Annotated in this window: 19 protein-coding genes, 1 tRNA gene and 1 pseudogene; 17 read left to right on the forward strand and 4 right to left on the reverse strand. The window is 71.0% G+C overall.

Going from position 1 to position 15,766, the window contains the following annotated elements; genetic code table 11:
• Positions 1-161: 161 nt before the first annotated feature.
• Entirely contained in the window at positions 162-791 is a 630-nt protein-coding gene (locus M5362_RS29470) for a LytR C-terminal domain-containing protein (protein WP_260230860.1), read from the forward strand.
• 42 nt (positions 792-833) lie between these two features.
• Here M5362_RS29470 and upp read toward each other — a convergent pair whose 3' ends face one another.
• Positions 834-1,469 carry a uracil phosphoribosyltransferase gene (gene upp / locus M5362_RS29475; protein WP_260230861.1) on the reverse strand — a complete coding sequence of 212 codons (636 nt, stop codon included), beginning with the start codon at positions 1,467-1,469 and terminating at the stop codon, positions 834-836.
• Between the two features lie 87 nt (positions 1,470-1,556).
• On the opposite strand from upp, the gene M5362_RS29480 reads away from it, so the two are divergent.
• The 10 genes from M5362_RS29480 to M5362_RS29525 all read left to right on the forward strand — a co-directional run bounded on the left by M5362_RS29480 (position 1,557) and on the right by M5362_RS29525 (position 9,209).
• Positions 1,557-1,769 carry a hypothetical protein gene (locus M5362_RS29480; RefSeq protein WP_260230862.1) on the forward strand — a complete coding sequence of 71 codons (213 nt, stop codon included), beginning with the start codon at positions 1,557-1,559 and terminating at the stop codon, positions 1,767-1,769.
• A gap of 217 nt (positions 1,770-1,986) precedes the next feature.
• Positions 1,987-2,517 (forward strand): hypothetical protein, encoded by a 531-nt coding sequence (locus tag M5362_RS29485; RefSeq protein WP_260230863.1) that lies wholly within the window; start codon positions 1,987-1,989, stop codon positions 2,515-2,517.
• Between the two features lie 155 nt (positions 2,518-2,672).
• Positions 2,673-3,101, forward strand: coding sequence for a tRNA adenosine(34) deaminase TadA (gene tadA / locus M5362_RS29490; protein WP_260230902.1), 429 nt, complete (start codon positions 2,673-2,675; stop codon positions 3,099-3,101).
• Between the two features lie 68 nt (positions 3,102-3,169).
• Positions 3,170-3,254: transfer RNA gene (locus tag M5362_RS29495), tRNA-Ser, on the forward strand.
• A 229-nt stretch (positions 3,255-3,483) separates the two neighbouring features.
• A complete protein-coding gene (locus M5362_RS29500) occupies positions 3,484-5,217 on the forward strand; it encodes a VCBS repeat-containing protein (RefSeq protein WP_260230864.1) in 1,734 nt (577 codons plus the stop codon).
• 359 nt (positions 5,218-5,576) lie between these two features.
• Complete coding sequence (locus M5362_RS29505) at positions 5,577-5,741, forward strand: hypothetical protein (RefSeq protein ID WP_175439350.1); 165 nt, start codon at positions 5,577-5,579, stop codon at positions 5,739-5,741.
• 23 nt (positions 5,742-5,764) lie between these two features.
• On the forward strand, positions 5,765-6,058 hold the full coding sequence (locus M5362_RS29510; protein WP_260230865.1) for a Dabb family protein: 294 nt from the start codon (positions 5,765-5,767) through the stop codon (positions 6,056-6,058).
• Positions 6,059-6,313: 255 nt separating this feature from the next.
• A complete protein-coding gene (locus M5362_RS29515) occupies positions 6,314-7,204 on the forward strand; it encodes an RNA polymerase sigma factor SigF (protein ID WP_260230866.1) in 891 nt (296 codons plus the stop codon).
• A 235-nt stretch (positions 7,205-7,439) separates the two neighbouring features.
• Positions 7,440-8,363 carry an RNA polymerase sigma factor SigF gene (locus M5362_RS29520; protein WP_260230867.1) on the forward strand — a complete coding sequence of 308 codons (924 nt, stop codon included), beginning with the start codon at positions 7,440-7,442 and terminating at the stop codon, positions 8,361-8,363.
• 96 nt (positions 8,364-8,459) lie between these two features.
• On the forward strand, positions 8,460-9,209 hold the full coding sequence (locus M5362_RS29525) for a hypothetical protein (protein WP_260230868.1): 750 nt from the start codon (positions 8,460-8,462) through the stop codon (positions 9,207-9,209).
• Here M5362_RS29525 and M5362_RS29530 read toward each other — a convergent pair.
• On the reverse strand, positions 9,190-9,591 hold the full coding sequence (locus M5362_RS29530; protein ID WP_260230869.1) for a hypothetical protein: 402 nt from the start codon (positions 9,589-9,591) through the stop codon (positions 9,190-9,192). The genes M5362_RS29525 and M5362_RS29530 overlap by 20 nt on opposite strands.
• Before the next feature lie 118 nt (positions 9,592-9,709).
• Here M5362_RS29530 and M5362_RS29535 point away from each other — a divergent pair, with 118 nt between their 5' ends.
• The 3 genes and pseudogenes from M5362_RS29535 to M5362_RS29545 all read left to right on the forward strand — a co-directional run bounded on the left by M5362_RS29535 (position 9,710) and on the right by M5362_RS29545 (position 11,113).
• On the forward strand, positions 9,710-10,654 hold the full coding sequence (locus M5362_RS29535; RefSeq protein ID WP_260230870.1) for a helix-turn-helix transcriptional regulator: 945 nt from the start codon (positions 9,710-9,712) through the stop codon (positions 10,652-10,654).
• Positions 10,626-10,727, forward strand: a pseudogene (locus M5362_RS29540) (DUF397 domain-containing protein); the annotation flags it as partial. The gene M5362_RS29535 and the pseudogene M5362_RS29540, both read left to right, overlap by 29 nt.
• Positions 10,724-11,113 (forward strand): hypothetical protein, encoded by a 390-nt coding sequence (locus M5362_RS29545; protein ID WP_260230871.1) that lies wholly within the window; start codon positions 10,724-10,726, stop codon positions 11,111-11,113. The pseudogene M5362_RS29540 and the gene M5362_RS29545, both read left to right, overlap by 4 nt.
• A 32-nt stretch (positions 11,114-11,145) precedes the next feature.
• On the opposite strand, the gene M5362_RS29550 is transcribed toward M5362_RS29545, so the two are convergent.
• Positions 11,146-11,484, reverse strand: coding sequence for a DoxX family protein (locus M5362_RS29550; RefSeq protein ID WP_260230872.1), 339 nt, complete (start codon positions 11,482-11,484; stop codon positions 11,146-11,148).
• Between the two features lie 133 nt (positions 11,485-11,617).
• Between M5362_RS29550 and M5362_RS29555 the strand changes: the two genes are divergently transcribed.
• On the forward strand, positions 11,618-12,277 hold the full coding sequence (locus tag M5362_RS29555; protein WP_261366642.1) for a formylglycine-generating enzyme family protein: 660 nt from the start codon (positions 11,618-11,620) through the stop codon (positions 12,275-12,277).
• A 110-nt stretch (positions 12,278-12,387) separates the two neighbouring features.
• Here M5362_RS29555 and M5362_RS29560 read toward each other — a convergent pair whose 3' ends face one another.
• A complete protein-coding gene (locus tag M5362_RS29560; protein WP_260230874.1) occupies positions 12,388-12,621 on the reverse strand; it encodes a hypothetical protein in 234 nt (77 codons plus the stop codon).
• Positions 12,622-12,854: 233 nt separating this feature from the next.
• Between M5362_RS29560 and M5362_RS29565 the strand changes: the two genes are divergently transcribed.
• Together M5362_RS29565 and M5362_RS29570 are read left to right on the forward strand one after the other, a co-directional pair.
• On the forward strand, positions 12,855-13,298 hold the full coding sequence (locus M5362_RS29565; RefSeq protein ID WP_260230876.1) for a MarR family winged helix-turn-helix transcriptional regulator: 444 nt from the start codon (positions 12,855-12,857) through the stop codon (positions 13,296-13,298).
• Between the two features lie 16 nt (positions 13,299-13,314).
• Positions 13,315-15,729, forward strand: a complete 2,415-nt coding sequence (locus M5362_RS29570; protein ID WP_374214547.1) for an MFS transporter — start codon at positions 13,315-13,317, stop codon at positions 15,727-15,729.
• Positions 15,730-15,766 lie beyond the last annotated feature (37 nt).

Raw genomic sequence — 15,766 nt, forward strand, 5'->3', positions numbered from 1 at the left:
TTCCGCCCCTTCGCGACGCGCCGTGCCGACCCTCGCGGTCCGCCGTTACGCCCCTTCGCGACGCGCCGTTCTGACCCTTTCGGGGGCTCTGCCGGGCCATCCGGACGCGATCACATGATCGTCAAGTATCCAATGCCGACGGACGGCATTACGCTGCGTCCATGAGCATGCTCACTCCCCCCGGAATGGGCGGAAAGTACCGCATCACGGGCGACAAGTACCCCCGTATGCGCCGCCCTCGACACCGACGCAGGATCGTCCTCGCGGCCGCGGCCGCCATGGTCGTGCTCGGCGCGGCCGGGTGGGGGACGCTGCAGCTCGTCGACGTGTTCTCGGGCGGCGACGACACGACGACGACGGCCGGTCACAAGACCGACTGCAAGCCCGCCCCCAAGGCGACCGCGGCACCCGTCGCCCTGCTGCCCAAGCCCGCGCAGATCACGGTGAACGTCTACAACGCGACCCCGCGCAGCGGACTCGCGAAGTCGACCGCCGACGAGCTGAAGAAGCGCGGCTTCGTCATCGGCAAGGTCGGCAACGCCCCCGCCGCGTACGACAAGAAGGTCGCCGGCGCCGGCGTCCTGCTCGGCGCTCCCGGGGCCGCGAAGGGCGCGTTCCCGGTCCTCGGCACCCAGTTGAAGGGCGTCACGACGAAGACGGACACCCGCGCGACGGCGGACGTGGACCTGATCATCGGGACGGCCTTCAAGAACCTGGACCCCAAAGCGACGGCGGACGCCGCCCTGATCGCTCTGAACAAGCCCAGGGCCGCGCCCGCCGGAAAGTGCTGAACCGGTACTTCTGAACCGGTACTTCTCGACCGGTACGGCCGACTAGTCGGCCGTACCGTACATGCGGTCGCCCGCGTCGCCGAGGCCCGGCACGATGTAGCCGTTCTCGTTGAGGCGCTCGTCGACCGAGGCCGTCACGACGGTCACCGGCGTGCCCGCCAGCTCGCGCTCCATGATCTCGACGCCCTCCGGGGCGGCGAGCAGCACGACCGCGGTGACGTCGTCCGCACCGCGCTTGATCAGCTCCCGGATCGCCGCGACGAGCGTGCCGCCGGTCGCCAGCATCGGGTCCAGGACGTACACCTGGCGGCCCGAGAGGTCCTCCGGCATCCGCGTCGCGTAGGTCGACGCCTCCAGCGTCTCCTCGTTGCGGATCATGCCGAGGAAGCCCACCTCGGCGGTGGGGAGCAGCCGGACCATGCCGTCGAGCATGCCGAGGCCGGCGCGGAGGATCGGGACCACCAGCGGCCGCGGGTACGACAGCTTCACACCGGTCGTCGGAGTGACGGGGGTCTCGATGTCGACCTGCTCGGTCCGCACGTCCCTGGTGGCCTCGTAGGCGAGCAGGGTGACCAGCTCGTCGGCGAGCCGGCGGAAGGTCGGGGAGTCGGTGCGCTTGTCGCGCAGCGTGGTGAGCTTGTGGGCGACCAGCGGGTGATCGACGACGTGGAGACGCATGACCCCAACAGTAGCCCGCACTGGCATCAACCCACGCCGTGGAGGGAAGGTGGGGGCACAGGACCCAGTCGTGGGGTGGTGTGGTGCATGCCCGACCCGGCAGACCCGGCGCAGCCGCGTGGCGGCAGGAGCCAGGACGGCGAGAAGCCGCCCGAGACGGACGCGGAGCGCCGTAGGCGCCGCGCCCAGTTCCTGCGCGAACTGCACGAGGCGAAGGCGCTCCGCGACCGTGTGCAGCCCCGGCGCGCGCGGGCGGCCCGGATGCGCCAGCAGATGCGGATGAGGACCTTCCGCTGGTGACCGGGGCGGCGCCCGGGCGCCCGTGTGCGCCTCCCGTGCGCCGGGGCCGTGCGCCGGGTCCGCGCGCTCGCCCGTCGGGCGTGCGGATCAGACTGATGCACGACGCAAGAGCCGAAGACCTCTCCTGAAGCCGCTGTTTCTGCCACGATGCCGATTGGGCGGGGCATCGGAAGCGCGCCGCCGGTTCGTCACACCTCTGATCAGTGGGAGAGTCACGGTGTACTTCGCCGCACTGCTCGCGCGCACCGAAGACGGGTGGGAAGCGAGCGACACAGAGCTCGACGATGTGGAGACCCTGTCGGATCTGATCGACCTGGCCCGTGAGGCCTCGGTCGACGACGACACGGTGATCGTCTTCATCGAACAGGAGGACGCCTGGTTCGGCGTGCTCCGGGTCGAGGGCGAGGACGACCCTCGCATCTACGTGTCGGACGGGGCGGCCGCCGCCCGCTCCTCGTACGGGGAGATCCTGACCAAGGAGATCCTCGGAGACGACCTGGACGACGCCGACACCCTGGAAGACCTGAACCTCGACGGCACGGAGGACGGTGAACCCCTCGGCCGGGACGACGACGAGGACGAGGCGGGTGCGTCCGCCGAGTCCGTGCCCGCCGCCCCGGTCGGTGACCGGCTGCTCCTCGCGGACCTCGGCATGTCCGAGAGCCAGCTCCAGGAACTCGACAGCGACGCGCTGGCCGAGATCGCGGACGCCCTGGGCGCCGCGGAGGTTCTGGAGACCGTTCGCTAGTGACCGAAGCAGTACCCGATCCCGAAGCGGTACCCGATCCCGTACCCGTACCTGACCCCGTACCCGTACCCGATCCCGATTCCGGCCCTGATCCCGTCACCGCATCCGATCCCGGCCCCGTGCCCGATCCCGTACGGGATCCCTGGCGCGGGGCCATGCGGCTCGCTCTCGCCGAGGCCGACCGTGCCGTGCCGACCGGTGACGTACCGGTCGGCGCGGTCGTGCTGTCCCCGGACGGCACGGTCCTCGCCGTCGGCCGCAACGAGCGCGAGGCGACCGGTGACCCGACCGCCCACGCCGAGGTCCTGGCCCTGCGCCGGGCCGCGGCGAGGACCGGGGAGTGGCGGCTGACCGGCTGCACGCTCGTCGTGACCCTGGAGCCCTGCGTGATGTGCGCCGGCGCGCTCGTGCAGTCCAGGGTCGAGCGGGTGGTCTTCGGCGCGCTCGACGAGAAGGCGGGCGCGGCCGGTTCGCTCTGGGACCTCGTCCGGGACCGACGGCTGAACCACCGTCCCGAGGTGATCCAGGGCGTGCTCGGCGAGGAGTGCGCGGCGCAGCTCACGGCCTTCTTCCGAACCCGCTGAACCCGTCTCCGACCTGCGAAGCGATACGGATTTCATCGCAGCGGCATCTTTGGGCTAAGCTCTCTCTCGGTAGCGTGTCCGAGCGGCCGAAGGAGCTCGCCTCGAAAGCGAGTGTGGCGCAAGTCACCGAGGGTTCAAATCCCTCCGCTACCGCTTGTAGATGAAGGGTCGGTCCCGAAAGGGACCGGCCCTCTTCTCTTTGTGTCGGCTGCGGGTTGCCGTACAACCCATTCGTTTGGTCGACGGTCGGACGGGGCGGGACGCAGTGCCGTGCGTTCCACCCGGTTCCCAGGAGGATCGTTCCTTGCTGTCACAAAGCTCTGGCCGACGCCGTCTTGGCGCTTCGATCGCCGCCTGTCTCGCCGTCACCCTCGGAGCCGCCGTGCTGACCGCTGCCCCGGTGGGCGCGGCGGAGGTGCCGGTCGCCACCGAGGGGGCGAGTGGTCTGCTGCCGTCGGTGCCGGGCGCCCGGCTGGCATCCGCCGGCGCGAAAGGCTTCCTGACGTACGTTCCCTATGACGGCGAGGACGGGAGGTTGCGCTGGACCCCGTACGAGGGCGGCGCGGCGCGCGACCTGAGCTACCACGTGATCGACGGCACCGTTCGGACGTCCGGGGAGATGGCCGTCACGTCGAGCGAGATATACGGGACCTCGGCGACGGACATGTCCACCGGCACGTCGTTCGGAATCGAAAAGCGTGCGATCGACGACGGTATCGACGTCCTCGACGCCGGTACGGCGGGCCAGGCCCTGTTCGCCAGGGGGACCGCGCACCTGTGGCTGCAGACCAAGGACGCCGAACCCCGCGCCGTGCAAGGCCTGGACGGCGCCGATACCGGCCGGGTGTGGCCGGGGGACGCCACGCACGGCCTGGTCGACACGAGCGCGGGGGGCGAGTCGCGTATCGGCCTCATCGACCTGACCAGCGCCACCCTCACCTACCCCTACCCGGCCCACGCGCGGAACCCCGTCATCTCCGGGAACCGTCTGGCCTGGGTCGAGGACGACACCGCCGCGAACGCGGTCCGTGCGGTCGTCCGCGACCGGACCACCGGCGCCGAAACGGTCGTCCCGGTCCCCGGTACGACGGCAGGCCAGGAGCTCAGGATCGACCTCCTCGGCGACTGGGTGACCCACGGCGGGACGGCCCTCCACACGAGGACCGGCGAGAAGCTCACGTTCCTCGACCGCGTCCACGGCACGTCCGCCACCCCTGACGGCTCTGCCCTGATCGTCCAGGGCGCCGGCACGGCCGAGGGCGAGGGCATCTTCCGCGTGACGCCCGGCGCGGACGGCCGGCCGACGGTCCGGCTCCTCGCGCACGCCGGCACCCCCACCTCCGCCCTGCACGACTTCGACAACGACGGCCTGGCCGACCTGCTGGGCCGGGACGCCTCCGGGGCACTGTGGCGCGACAGCGCCAAGGACGGACAGCCGCGGTCGCGGATCGGCGGCGGCTGGCAGATCTACGACAAGATCGAGACCGTCGGCGACATCGCCGGAAGGACCGGCCCCGGCTTCACCCCCGAACTCCTCGCCCGCGACAAGAGCGGTGTGCTCTGGCTGTACGAGGGCCGGGTGTACGGCGGCTTCGGCGAGCGGCTCCGGGTCGGCGCGGGCTGGCAGACGTACGCCACGATCACCGGCGGCAGCGACCTCACCGGCGACGGCCGACCCGATGTCGTCGCCGTCGACAGGGCCGGCGCACTCTGGCTCTACCGGAGCACCGGCGACACCTTCCGCCCCTTCGAGCCCCGCAAGCGCATCGGCACGGGCTGGAACACCTACAACCAGGTCGTCGCGGTCGGAGACCTCGCCGGAGGCCCCGCCGGGGACCTCGTCGCCCGTGACAAGGAGGGCGTGCTGTGGCTCTACCTCGGCAAGGGTGACGGCACCTACACCCAGCGCACGGGGATCGGCGGTGGCTGGCAGGCGTACTCCCAGCTCGTCGGGGCCGGAGACGTCGATCACGACGGCAAGGCCGACCTCTTCGCGCACCACCCGGGTTCGAAGACCGTCTACCTGTACTCCGGCACCGGCGACCGGCACAAGCCGTTCAAGGCCCGTACGGTCTCGGATGCGCACAAGGGCAGCACGTACAACCACATGAGCTGACGCGAAGAGGCCCCGGCCGCGCCTGTGCGCGGCCGGGGCCTTTTCGTCGGACGGGGGGAGCGGCATCGGGGGGACAAGCCGCTCCCCCCGATGAGAACCGGTCCTGCAAGTCCTGCGCCGCAGTCAGGGGGAAGCTTGCGGCGCGGACCCCGCAGTGAGGGCCGGTTCCTCGGCCCCGCGGATTCCTGCCAGATCCGCCGGGCTCGACATCCATACTGCTCTGCCGTCACCCTTCCGGGGGGCGGCAAAAGGCCCCGACCTCCGGGTCCTTGGTCCATAAAGGCCCGGTGAAGTGGCTGAAGTGGCTCGGTTAGACTCACGCGTCCACGCAGGGGTGCAGACAGGGGAGGGCGCGGCAGATGGCGCAAGCGAAGAAGGTCGCGCTCTACGCGCTGGTGGTCTTTGTGCTGTACACGATCATCAATTCCCCCGACAGGGCCGCGGATCTCGTCCAGGTAGGGTTCGAGGGCATATCGTCCGCCGCACAGGGCGTCGGCGAGTTCATGACCGAACTCGTCAACTAGAACCACCGACGAGGAGTCCTGCTGTGATCCGCCATCTGGTCCTGTTCAAGCTCAACGAGGGCATCGCGAAGGACGACCCGCGGGCCGTCGCCGCCGCCGAGGCGTTCGACGGGCTGGAGAAGGAGATCCCGGAGCTGGGCTTCTGGGAGTGCGGCTGGAACGTCTCCGAGCGGCCGATCGCCTACGACTTCGCCATCAACTCGGCGGTCGAGGACAGCGATGCGCTCCAGCGCTACCTGGACCACCCCGCGCACCAGGCCGGTGTCGCCCTGTGGCGCGAGATCGCCACGTGGGTGATCGCGGACTACGCGTTCTAGGACACGTCCGGTTCTTTTCCGGAAGGCCCCCCGCCGTCGTGGCGGGGGGCCTTCCGCGTCACGGAGTGAGGGCCTTCCGGGTGTTGACGTCCCCTCCGACCCCCCGCGATGCCCCCGCGGCGTCAACACGTCGTTATACGGTGCTTGCACACAGTGGACATGTCTTGTGATGCTATGACCGCTTTTGACGGATGAGTTGATCGTAGTTGACCAGCCAGTGACGACCGCAAGACCAGCCGAAGGGGTGGCGTGAACGTGCCGGCCAGTACAGCGCCTCAAGTCCCACCCCAGAACGAAGCCGGCGGGACGGAGACCCCGCGGCCGGATGCCCCGCGAGCGGAGACCCCGCGGCCCCAGACGTCGCGCACCAGGCCCCAGAGCAGCAGGGGCGCCGACACCCGCGCGCTGACCCAGGTGCTCTTCGGGCAGCTCAAGGGGCTTGAGCCGGGCAGCCCGGAACACGACCGCGTCCGTGGGGCGCTGATCGAGGCCAACCTCCCCCTCGTCCGGTACGCGGCGGCCCGCTTCCGCTCCCGCAACGAGCCGATGGAGGACGTCGTCCAGGTCGGAACCATCGGTCTGATCAACGCCATCGACCGTTTCGACCCGGACCGCGGCGTGCAGTTCCCGACCTTCGCGATGCCCACCGTCGTCGGCGAGATCAAGCGGTACTTCCGCGACAACGTCCGCACCGTGCACGTACCGCGCCGGCTCCACGAGCTCTGGGTCCAGGTCAACGGCGCCACCGAGGACCTCACCACCGCCCACGGCCGCTCCCCCACCACCGCCGAGATCGCCGAGCGTCTGAAGATCGGCGAGGACGAGGTTCTGGCCTGCATCGAGGCCGGGCGTTCGTACCACGCCACCTCCCTGGAGGCGGCCCAGGAGGGCGACGGACTGCCCGGACTGCTCGACCGGCTCGGCTACGAGGACCCCGCGCTCGCCGGGGTCGAACACCGCGATCTCGTACGGCATCTGCTCGTACAGCTCCCGGAACGCGAACAGCGGATCCTGATGCTCCGCTACTACAGCAATCTGACGCAGTCCCAGATCAGTCAGGAACTGGGCGTCTCGCAGATGCATGTGTCAAGGCTCCTCGCCCGCAGCTTCGCCCGATTGAGATCCGCAAACAGGATCGAGGCGTAACCGAAACGGGTAGACCGGTTCGGAGCAGTTCCGCGGCGCCACAAATGCCGTACACCCCTTGTTTCCTGCGGATATTCCCCCACTCCATGTCGACAAGTCACTACAGCGTGTTGCCGACATGTGACATTCTGCTGGAACCGCGTTTGCCGCAGCCCCGCCTCCGGTATTCAGGTGGAGGCTGCGTTCCTCCGATGGTCGTGGCCGCCGCGACCGTCCGCGACCTCAAGGGGGTGGCATGTCCGCAGAACAGGGCAGCTCGAAGGTGCTCACGCTCACGCCCGCGGCTCCGCAGACGCCGGCGCCGGTGCCGATGCAGGCGCCGATGCCCGTCCAGCCGACGGCGGAGACCGCCGAGCCCGCCGCGCCGCTTGTCGTCACGGAAGCCATCGACACCCGCACGCTCTCCCGCTCCCTCTTCCTGCGGCTGCGCGCCCTGGACGACGCCGGCGCCGCCGCGGAGAGCCCCGAGCGGACCTACGTCCGCGACACCCTCATCGAGCTCAACCTGCCGCTCGTGCGGTACGCGGCGGCCCGCTTCCGCTCCCGCAACGAGCCGATGGAGGACATCGTCCAGGTCGGCACGATCGGCCTGATCAAGGCGATCGACCGCTTCGACTGCGAACGTGGCGTGGAGTTCCCGACGTTCGCGATGCCGACCGTCGTCGGCGAGATCAAGCGCTTCTTCCGCGACACCTCCTGGTCGGTGCGCGTCCCGCGCCGGCTCCAGGAGCTGCGGCTCGCGCTGACGAAGGCCAGCGACGAGCTGGCCCAGAAGCTCGACCGCTCCCCGACCGTCCCCGAACTGGCCGCCGTGCTCGGGGTGTCGGAGGAGGACGTCGTCGACGGCCTCGCGGTCGGCAACGCGTACACCGCCTCCTCGCTCGACTCCCCCTCCCCGGAGGACGACGGCGGCGAGGGCTCGCTCGCGGACCGGCTCGGGTACGAGGACACGGCGCTGGAGGGCGTCGAGTACCGCGAGTCGCTGAAGCCGCTGCTCGCCAAACTGCCGCCCAGGGAACGGCAGATCATCATGCTGCGGTTCTTCGCCAACATGACGCAGTCGCAGATCGGCGAAGAGGTCGGCATCTCGCAGATGCACGTCTCGCGGCTCCTGACGAGGACGCTGGCCCAGCTGCGGCAGGGCCTGATCGCCGACTGAGGCGGCGAACCCGGGGAGAAGACGGAGACCGGTGGGCGGCGACGGAAGTTCGCCGTTCCCGTTCCCAACTGACGGCCCGTCAGTAAGACTGGCTCCATGCGGCGACAGAGGTCACTTCTGACAGTGGTCGCGCTCTGCCTCGGCGGAGCGCTGACCGCGTGCGGCAGCGGAGACGACGGCGAGGGCTACGCGGCGGTCGGCGCGGGCTCCTCCCCCCACGGCGCTGTCCCCCCGTCGGGATCGGTCACCCTGATCCCGCTGGACGGCCCGTCCGCGTCGGCGAGCGGGACGACATCGAGCACGTCCCGTCCGTCCCCCCGCCCACCGGGCACGACCCCCGGCCCGACTCCGGCCCCGTCCGGCGACGGTACGAGCACGGACACATCCACAGGTACGGGTACGGGTACGGGTACGGGTACGGGGACCTCGCACCCCGGCACGACGCCCGCCCGGCCGGGCACGACCCCGCCCGGCACCGCGACCGCCCCTGCCCCCGGCACGACCACACCGGCCCCACCGCCGCCCCAGCCCCCGACCACCCCCGCCACGATCACTCTCTCCGCCCCGGTCCTCGGGGACGCGGACCAGCGGTGGTGCGAGCGCGTGACGGTCACCTTCCGCAACACGGGCGGCAGGGCCGCCACTTCGGGAACGGTCACCTTCGCCACCCACATCATCGGCGCGCTCGGCGTCGACTGGAAGACGATCGAATCGGCCCAGCCCCTCCCCGCCCCGATCCCGGGCGGAACGTCGAAGACCCGCACGTACACGGTCTGCGTGGAGTCCTGGCGGGTCCCGCTCGGCATGCACGTCGACACCCAGAAGGTCACGGCGACCTGGAAATGACCGGGGACCCTTCCGGCGGATGACGCTCGGACCGGTGCCGGCGCAGCAGCACATTGGCATCCGTCTCCGCGCTCCAGTCGAACCGGCCACGAGCCTCCGCCCGCCGCGCCGCGAGCTCCCCGCACGCCGCGCACCCCGGCACGGGCACGGGCGGCCGGCTCAGCTCGTACTCCGCCTCCGCCCGCTCGTTCGCCGCCCGCACCCCGGCGCTGAGCCGCTCGGCCGCCGTGGCCGGCCGTACGCGCGCCGGATCCGCCTGCCACTCCCGCCCGCCGCCCACGGGCCGCAGCATGGCGTACGGCCCCGCCTCGCCCCGGTACTCGCCCACCCTGCGGACGGCGGGATCGAAGACGAACCCCCCGCACTCCATGTGCCCTGCCATTCCTCAGCTCCTCACCCGATCGGGCGACTACTCTCTGTCGCTCCAGCGTTGCTCAATGGAGAGGGCGGCCACAACGCTCGACGCGTGCCAAGGGCCCACTGTCACAAGGGGGGATGGAGTGAGCCGACGCAACGCCACCGGGGGGACGGCCACGACGACGGCCGGCGTCTTCGGCGAAGTGCTGCGCCACCACCGGGAGGCGGCCGGGCTGACCCAGGACGGCCTGGCCCGCCAGATCCCGTGCGACCGGTCGCACGTGGCGCGGGTGGAGGCGGGGACGAGGGTCCCGCAGGACACGTTCGCGAAGGCGTGCGACGAACTGCTGGGGACGGGTGGGGTGTTACTGAGACTGTGGGGCCGGATCGACTGGTACCCGGAGGTCCAGCACCCGGACTGGTTCGAGCGGCGGGCCCGGATGGACGCGGAGGCGGTGTCGCTGCGCGAGTACCAGGTGCAGATGGTCCCGGGCCTGCTGCAGACGCCCGAGTACGCCCGTTCGCTGTTCTCCCGAGCGGCCACGGGCGAGGAGTTGGAGGAGCGGGTCCGGGCCCGGCTGAGCCGCCAGCAGCGTTTCCTGGCCGAGGACGGACCGCTGTACGTAGCGGTGTTGGACGAGAGCTGTCTGCAGACCTCGATCGGGAGCGAGGAGGTCATGCGCGCCCAGTGCGCCCACCTGCTGCGAGTCGGCCGGCAGCCCAACATCCGTGTGCAGGTCGCCCCGTCCGACCGGCTCGGCATCCATCGCCCCAACACCTCGATGTCTCTGATCAAACTGCCGGACGGCCGTGAGTGGGTGTACTCGGAATCGCTCGACCTGGGGCATTTCAGCGACGATCCAGCCGTCCTGGCGCGACATGGCCGGACCTATGATGTGCTCAGGGCAGACGCCCTGTCAGCCGAGGAATCTGCCGCTCTCATCAGCGACATGATGGAAGGGTTCGGTCACCATGCAGAGGCACGATCTGAGCTCCGTGACCTGGATCAAGAGCAGCTACAGCGGCGACAACGGCGGCAACTGCGTAGAGGTCGCCCCCGGATTCCCCGGCCTCGTCCCCGTGCGTGACAGCAAGGCCCCTGAAGGCCCCGCCCTTGTCGTCAGCCGTACCGCGTGGGACTCCTTCGTGAGCGCCCTGTGACCCTGGCGACCACCAAGGTCCTGTCCATCGGGCTGGACCCCCGCTCGCTCGACTTCAGTGCCCTGCCCGACGGTGTCGACGAGGCGTCGCTCACCGCGCGGATCGCCGCCGGGAACGCCGCGCTGCGTGAGGCCGGGTTCGACGTCGTGACCTGTCTGGTCGACCCTTCCCCGGACGACGCCGAGGCCGCCGTGCGAGGGCAGCTCGCGGGTGGGGCGTTCGGGCTGGCGATGATCGGGGGTGGGGTGCGCATGATCCCTGAGCACACCCTGCTGTTCGAGCGGCTCGTGAACGTCCTCACCGAGGCCGTACCGGGGATCCGGCTCTGTTTCAACACCTCGCCGGAGACCACCGTCGACGCGTTGCGGCGGTGGATCGATCCGTAGTCGGGCCGTAGTCGGGGGCCGGTGTCCCGGCCTCAGGCGAGGACCAGCGCCGCGACCGCCGGGGCGGCGTACATCATCGGCCAGACCACGTGGGCGTACGAGCGGGCGCGGACCACGGTGATCAGTGCTCCCGTGAAGTACAGCGCCACGCCGATGCCCGCCGCGAGGCCGATCGCCGGGATCCACAGGCCGGCCACCAGGCCCGCCGCGCCGGCCGCCTTGGCGAGGCCGAGCCAGGTCCACCAGGAGCGGGGGACGCCGTACTCGGTCAGCGGCTGGGTGACCCACGGGGCCTTGATGAAGACCGAGAGCGCCGAGAAGCCGACCATGAACGCGGCGACGGCGGTGACGACGATGTAGGTGGTGGACATCGGAAGGCTCCTCAGCTCGGGGGCCGCGGGGGTTCCCGCTCGCCTGCTCCACTGACGGAGCGCGCCGAACATGTGTGACAGGTACGGGCGGAGACATAGGGTCGCTTCCGTGGACGCGCCTGTGGAGCACCGGATGATCGCGGTCCCGGCGGGGCCCGTCACGCTGTCGGACCGTCGGACCGAGCGCCGTTGGACGGTCGAGGTCGCGCCGTGTCTGCTCTCGGCGCACCCGGTCACCCAGGCTCTGTACGCGCAGGTCACCGGCGGTTCTCCGAGTACGGCGCAGGGCGGGCGGCTGCCGGTCGAGGGGGTGTCCTTCTGGGACGCGGCCCGGTTCTGCGACGCCCTGTCGGAGCGCGAGGGGCTCATGCCCGTCTACCGGATCCCGGCCGAGGGCGAGGAGAGCGACGAGATCGACCGGGACGGGTCGGCCGACGGTTACCGTCTGCCGACCGAGGCGGAGTGGGAGCACGCGTGCCGGGCCGGGACGGACGGACCGCGGTACGGGCCCCTGGACGAGATCGCCTGGTACCGGGGCAACTCGGAGGAGCGGATCCGCGAGGTGGGCGGCAAGCGGCCCAACGCGTGGGGGTTCCACGACATGCTCGGGAACGTCTGGGAGTGGTGCTGGGACGTCTACGACGCCGAGGTCTACGGCGGCTACCGCGTGCTGCGCGGCGGCGGCTGGTTCGACGAGCACTGGAGCTGCCGGGCGTCGGTGAGGCGCCGCAGCCACCCGACCTTCCGGGTGGACGACGTCGGGTTCCGCCTCGCGCGGTCCGTCGTCCGCTGATCCGCCCTCGCAGGGATCCGCCTCCACAGGGAGGCGCCCTCACGGGGAGCACCGGACGACGGCGTCCCCGCCGCGCGTGGGGCGGGGACGCCGTCGGTCGCCGGACCGGGTCAGCCCAGGGCCAGCCAGGCCACCGCGGCCAGGACGACGATCGCCGCGACCACGCCGACGATGAGGCCCACGCGGGGGCCGGAGGGCTGGGGGGCCGGGGCCGCCTGGCGGCCGCCGCCCTGCGGGGCGCCCTCGTCGACGAAGGCGCGGAACATCTGGGTGCTGCCGGCGGGGTCGTAGTTGCCCTCGGGGCCGGGGCCCTGACCGTACGGAGCTTGGGGGTTGTGTGCCATGAGCCAGGACCCTAGCGAACCCCGGCTTCCGGCCCCAAGCCCCGGCCGGGTCCGAGCACCGGTCCGGCACCGGTCCGGCACGGGACTGGCACCGATCCCCCGCACGCCTCCCCAGCCCCCGCTCCCCCTTTGCCGATTCTTTAGCGCCGTTTGACCGATTTAGTTTGCCTGGAGCAACCATCCATCTCTATGGTTGCCCTAAGCAACAAGATGCATCGGGTCATGGGGTCAGAGTGGACAAGCCGAACCGGTACGAGAACCTCGCCCGACAGGTCAGCGCCATCGGCGCGGTCAAGCGCGGGATGGCCCGCTCACTGCCCGCCGACTGCCCCAGCGGCTCGGCCATCGTCCTCGCCCTCCTCAAGCACGACGGGGATATGAGGATGAGCCGGATCGCGGAGCGGATGGCCGTCGACATGTCGGTCAGCAGCCGCCACGTCTCCCACGCCGTCGACCGCGGCTGGGTCGAGCGGCTGCCCGACCCCGACGACCGGCGCTCCCGCATCCTGCACCTCACCGCCGAGGGCAGGGAGAAGCTCGACGAGCTCGACCGGCGGCTGACCGCGATGCTCACCCGCAACCTCGCGGACTGGTCCGACGACGACGTCGCACTGCTCACCCACCTGCTCGCCCGCCTCCGCGACTCCTTCGGGGACTGCCGGGCCCACCACGCGTAACAGCAAAGGAAGTTCATTGGCCACGACAACACCCGCCCCGCCAGTGCAGGCGGGCGGCCACACCTCCGACGGTGCGCCCATGTCGCACCGGCAGATCATGGAGGCGCTCTCCGGGCTGCTGCTCGGCATGTTCGTCGCCATCCTGTCGTCGACGATCGTCTCCAACGCCCTCCCGCAGATCATCACGGACCTGGGCGGCGGCCAGTCCGCCTACACCTGGGTCGTGACGGCGGCCCTGCTGTCGATGACCGCGACCACCCCGCTCTGGGGCAAGCTCGCGGACCTCTTCTCCAAGAAGCTGCTCGTCCAGATAGCCCTGCTCATCTACGTCGGGGGCTCGGTCGTCGCCGGTCTCTCCCAGAACACCGGCATGCTCATCGCCTGCCGTGTCGTCCAGGGCATCGGCGTCGGCGGTCTGACCGCCCTCTCCCAGATCATCCTGGCCGCGATGATCGCCCCGCGTGAGCGCGGCCGGTACAGCGGCTACCTCGGCGCCACCTTCGCCGTCGCCACCGTCGGAGGCCCGCTGCTCGGCGGCGTCATCACCGACACCGACTGGCTCGGCTGGCGCTGGTGCTTCTACGTCGGCGTGCCCTTCGCGCTGATCGCGCTGCTCGTCCTGCAGAAGACGCTGAAGCTCCCCGTCGTGAAGCGCAAGGTCAAGGTCGACTGGACCGGCGCCTTCGTCATCAGCGCCGCCGTCTCCCTCCTCCTGATCTGGGTGACCTTCGCGGGCGACAAGTACGACTGGATGTCCTGGCAGACGGCCGCCATGGTCGGCGGCTCCGTCCTCCTCGGCGCGCTCTTCGTCCTCGTCGAGTCCCGGGCGAGCGAGCCGATCATCCCGCTGCGCCTCTTCCGCAACCGCACCATCACCCTCGCCTCGCTCGCCTCGCTCTTCGTGGGCGTCGCGATGTTCGCGGGCACGGTCTTCTTCAGCCAGTACTTCCAGCTGGCCCGCAACGAGTCGCCGACGATGTCCGGCGTCCTCACCATCCCGATGATCGCCGGTCTCTTCGTCTCCTCGACCGTCTCCGGCATGATCATCACCAAGACCGGCCGGTGGAAGGCCTGGCTGGTCGCCGGCGGCGCCCTGACGGCCGGCGGACTCGGCCTGCTCGGCACGATCCGCTACGACACGGAGTACTGGCACATCGCGCTCTTCATGGGCGTCATGGGTCTCGGCCTCGGCATGATGATGCAGAACCTGGTGCTCTGCACGCAGAACCAGGTGGCCCCGGCCGACCTCGGTTCCGCCTCCTCCGTCGTCACCTTCTTCCGCTCGCTCGGCGGCGCGATCGGCGTCTCGGCGCTCGGCGCCGTGCTTGCCCACCGGGTCACCCACTACGTCCAGGACGGCATGGCCGCCCTCGGCCCGAAGGCCGCGGGCATGGCCGGAGGCGGCACGGGCGGCGGCATCCCGGACATGGACAAGCTGCCGGCCCCGATCCGTACCGTCATGGAGGACGCCTACGGACACGGCGTCGGAGACGTCTTCCTCTACTCGGCCCCCTTCGCGCTGCTCGCCTTCCTGGTGACGCTCTTCATCAAGGAGGTCGCGCTGAAGAGCGGTACGGCCGCCAAGGCGGAGACCGCCCCGGTGACGCCGGACGAGCCGGAGGCCGACACGGCCACCGCGGCCGGCACCCCGGTCGCCGTCTCCACCGGCCTGACCGTCGGCGGCACCGTCCGCACGGGCGAAGGGGCGGACCTGCCCGGCGCGACGCTCACGCTGATCTCGCTCGGCGGGCAGCAGCTCGGCCGCTCGGTCGTCGACGCCGGGGGCCGGTACGCCCTCGACGCCCCGGCCGCCGGTTCGTACGTCCTCATCGCCTCCGCCGACGGCTTCCAGCCGCAGGCCTCCACGGTCGTCGTGAACGACGGCCCGCTCTCCCACGACGTGCTCCTGACCGGCACCAGCGGACTCACCGGCTCGGTGACGGCCGCCGGGAACGGCGCGCCCGTGGACGGGGCGATGGTCGTGATCACGGACGTGCGGGGCGAGGTGCTGGCCACCGGCAAGTCCGGCGCGGACGGCTCCTTCGCCTTCGCCGAGCTGGTCCCGGGCGCGGTCACGGTCGCGGTCACCGCCGGCGGGTACCGCCCGCAGGCACTGCCCGTGGAGATCGGCGGCCAGGGCGTGACCCGGCTCGACGTGGCCCTCGCGGCCGGAGCGGTCGTCCACGGGACGGTCCGCGCGGGCCTCGACCACCGGCCGCTGGCCGACGCGCGGGTGACCCTGGTCGACGCCGCCGGGAACGTGAAGGCCTCGGCGACGACCGACACGGACGGCGCGTACGCCTTCGCGGACCTGGACACCGGCGAGTACACGCTCATCGCGACCGGCTACCCGCCGGTGGCGGGACGGCTGACCGTGACCGGCGCCGGGGTCGACGGTCACGACATCGAACTCGCCCACCCGGGCGAGTGACCGACTCCCGGCCGCGCTTCGAGCGGACGCGGCCGGG

Source organism: Streptomyces sp. Je 1-79 (assembly GCF_025195125.1).
Classification (GTDB): Bacteria; Actinomycetota; Actinomycetes; order Streptomycetales; family Streptomycetaceae; genus Streptomyces.

Excerpts from the sequence above, each read along its gene's own strand:
- M5362_RS29560 (WP_260230874.1), bottom strand. The coding sequence starts at position 12,621 with ATGGCACACAACCCCCAAGCTCCGTACGGTCAGGGCCCCGGCCCCGAG.
- M5362_RS29480 (WP_260230862.1), top strand. The coding sequence starts at position 1,557 with ATGCCCGACCCGGCAGACCCGGCGCAGCCGCGTGGCGGCAGGAGCCAG.
- M5362_RS29505 (WP_175439350.1), top strand. The coding sequence starts at position 5,577 with ATGGCGCAAGCGAAGAAGGTCGCGCTCTACGCGCTGGTGGTCTTTGTG.
- M5362_RS29520 (WP_260230867.1), top strand. The coding sequence starts at position 7,440 with ATGTCCGCAGAACAGGGCAGCTCGAAGGTGCTCACGCTCACGCCCGCG.
- M5362_RS29550 (WP_260230872.1), bottom strand. The coding sequence starts at position 11,484 with ATGTCCACCACCTACATCGTCGTCACCGCCGTCGCCGCGTTCATGGTC.
- tadA (WP_260230902.1), top strand. The coding sequence starts at position 2,673 with ATGCGGCTCGCTCTCGCCGAGGCCGACCGTGCCGTGCCGACCGGTGAC.
- M5362_RS29525 (WP_260230868.1), top strand. The coding sequence starts at position 8,460 with ATGCGGCGACAGAGGTCACTTCTGACAGTGGTCGCGCTCTGCCTCGGC.
- M5362_RS29530 (WP_260230869.1), bottom strand. The coding sequence starts at position 9,591 with ATGGCAGGGCACATGGAGTGCGGGGGGTTCGTCTTCGATCCCGCCGTC.
- M5362_RS29470 (WP_260230860.1), top strand. The coding sequence starts at position 162 with ATGAGCATGCTCACTCCCCCCGGAATGGGCGGAAAGTACCGCATCACG.
- upp (WP_260230861.1), bottom strand. The coding sequence starts at position 1,469 with ATGCGTCTCCACGTCGTCGATCACCCGCTGGTCGCCCACAAGCTCACC.
- M5362_RS29555 (WP_261366642.1), top strand. The coding sequence starts at position 11,618 with ATGATCGCGGTCCCGGCGGGGCCCGTCACGCTGTCGGACCGTCGGACC.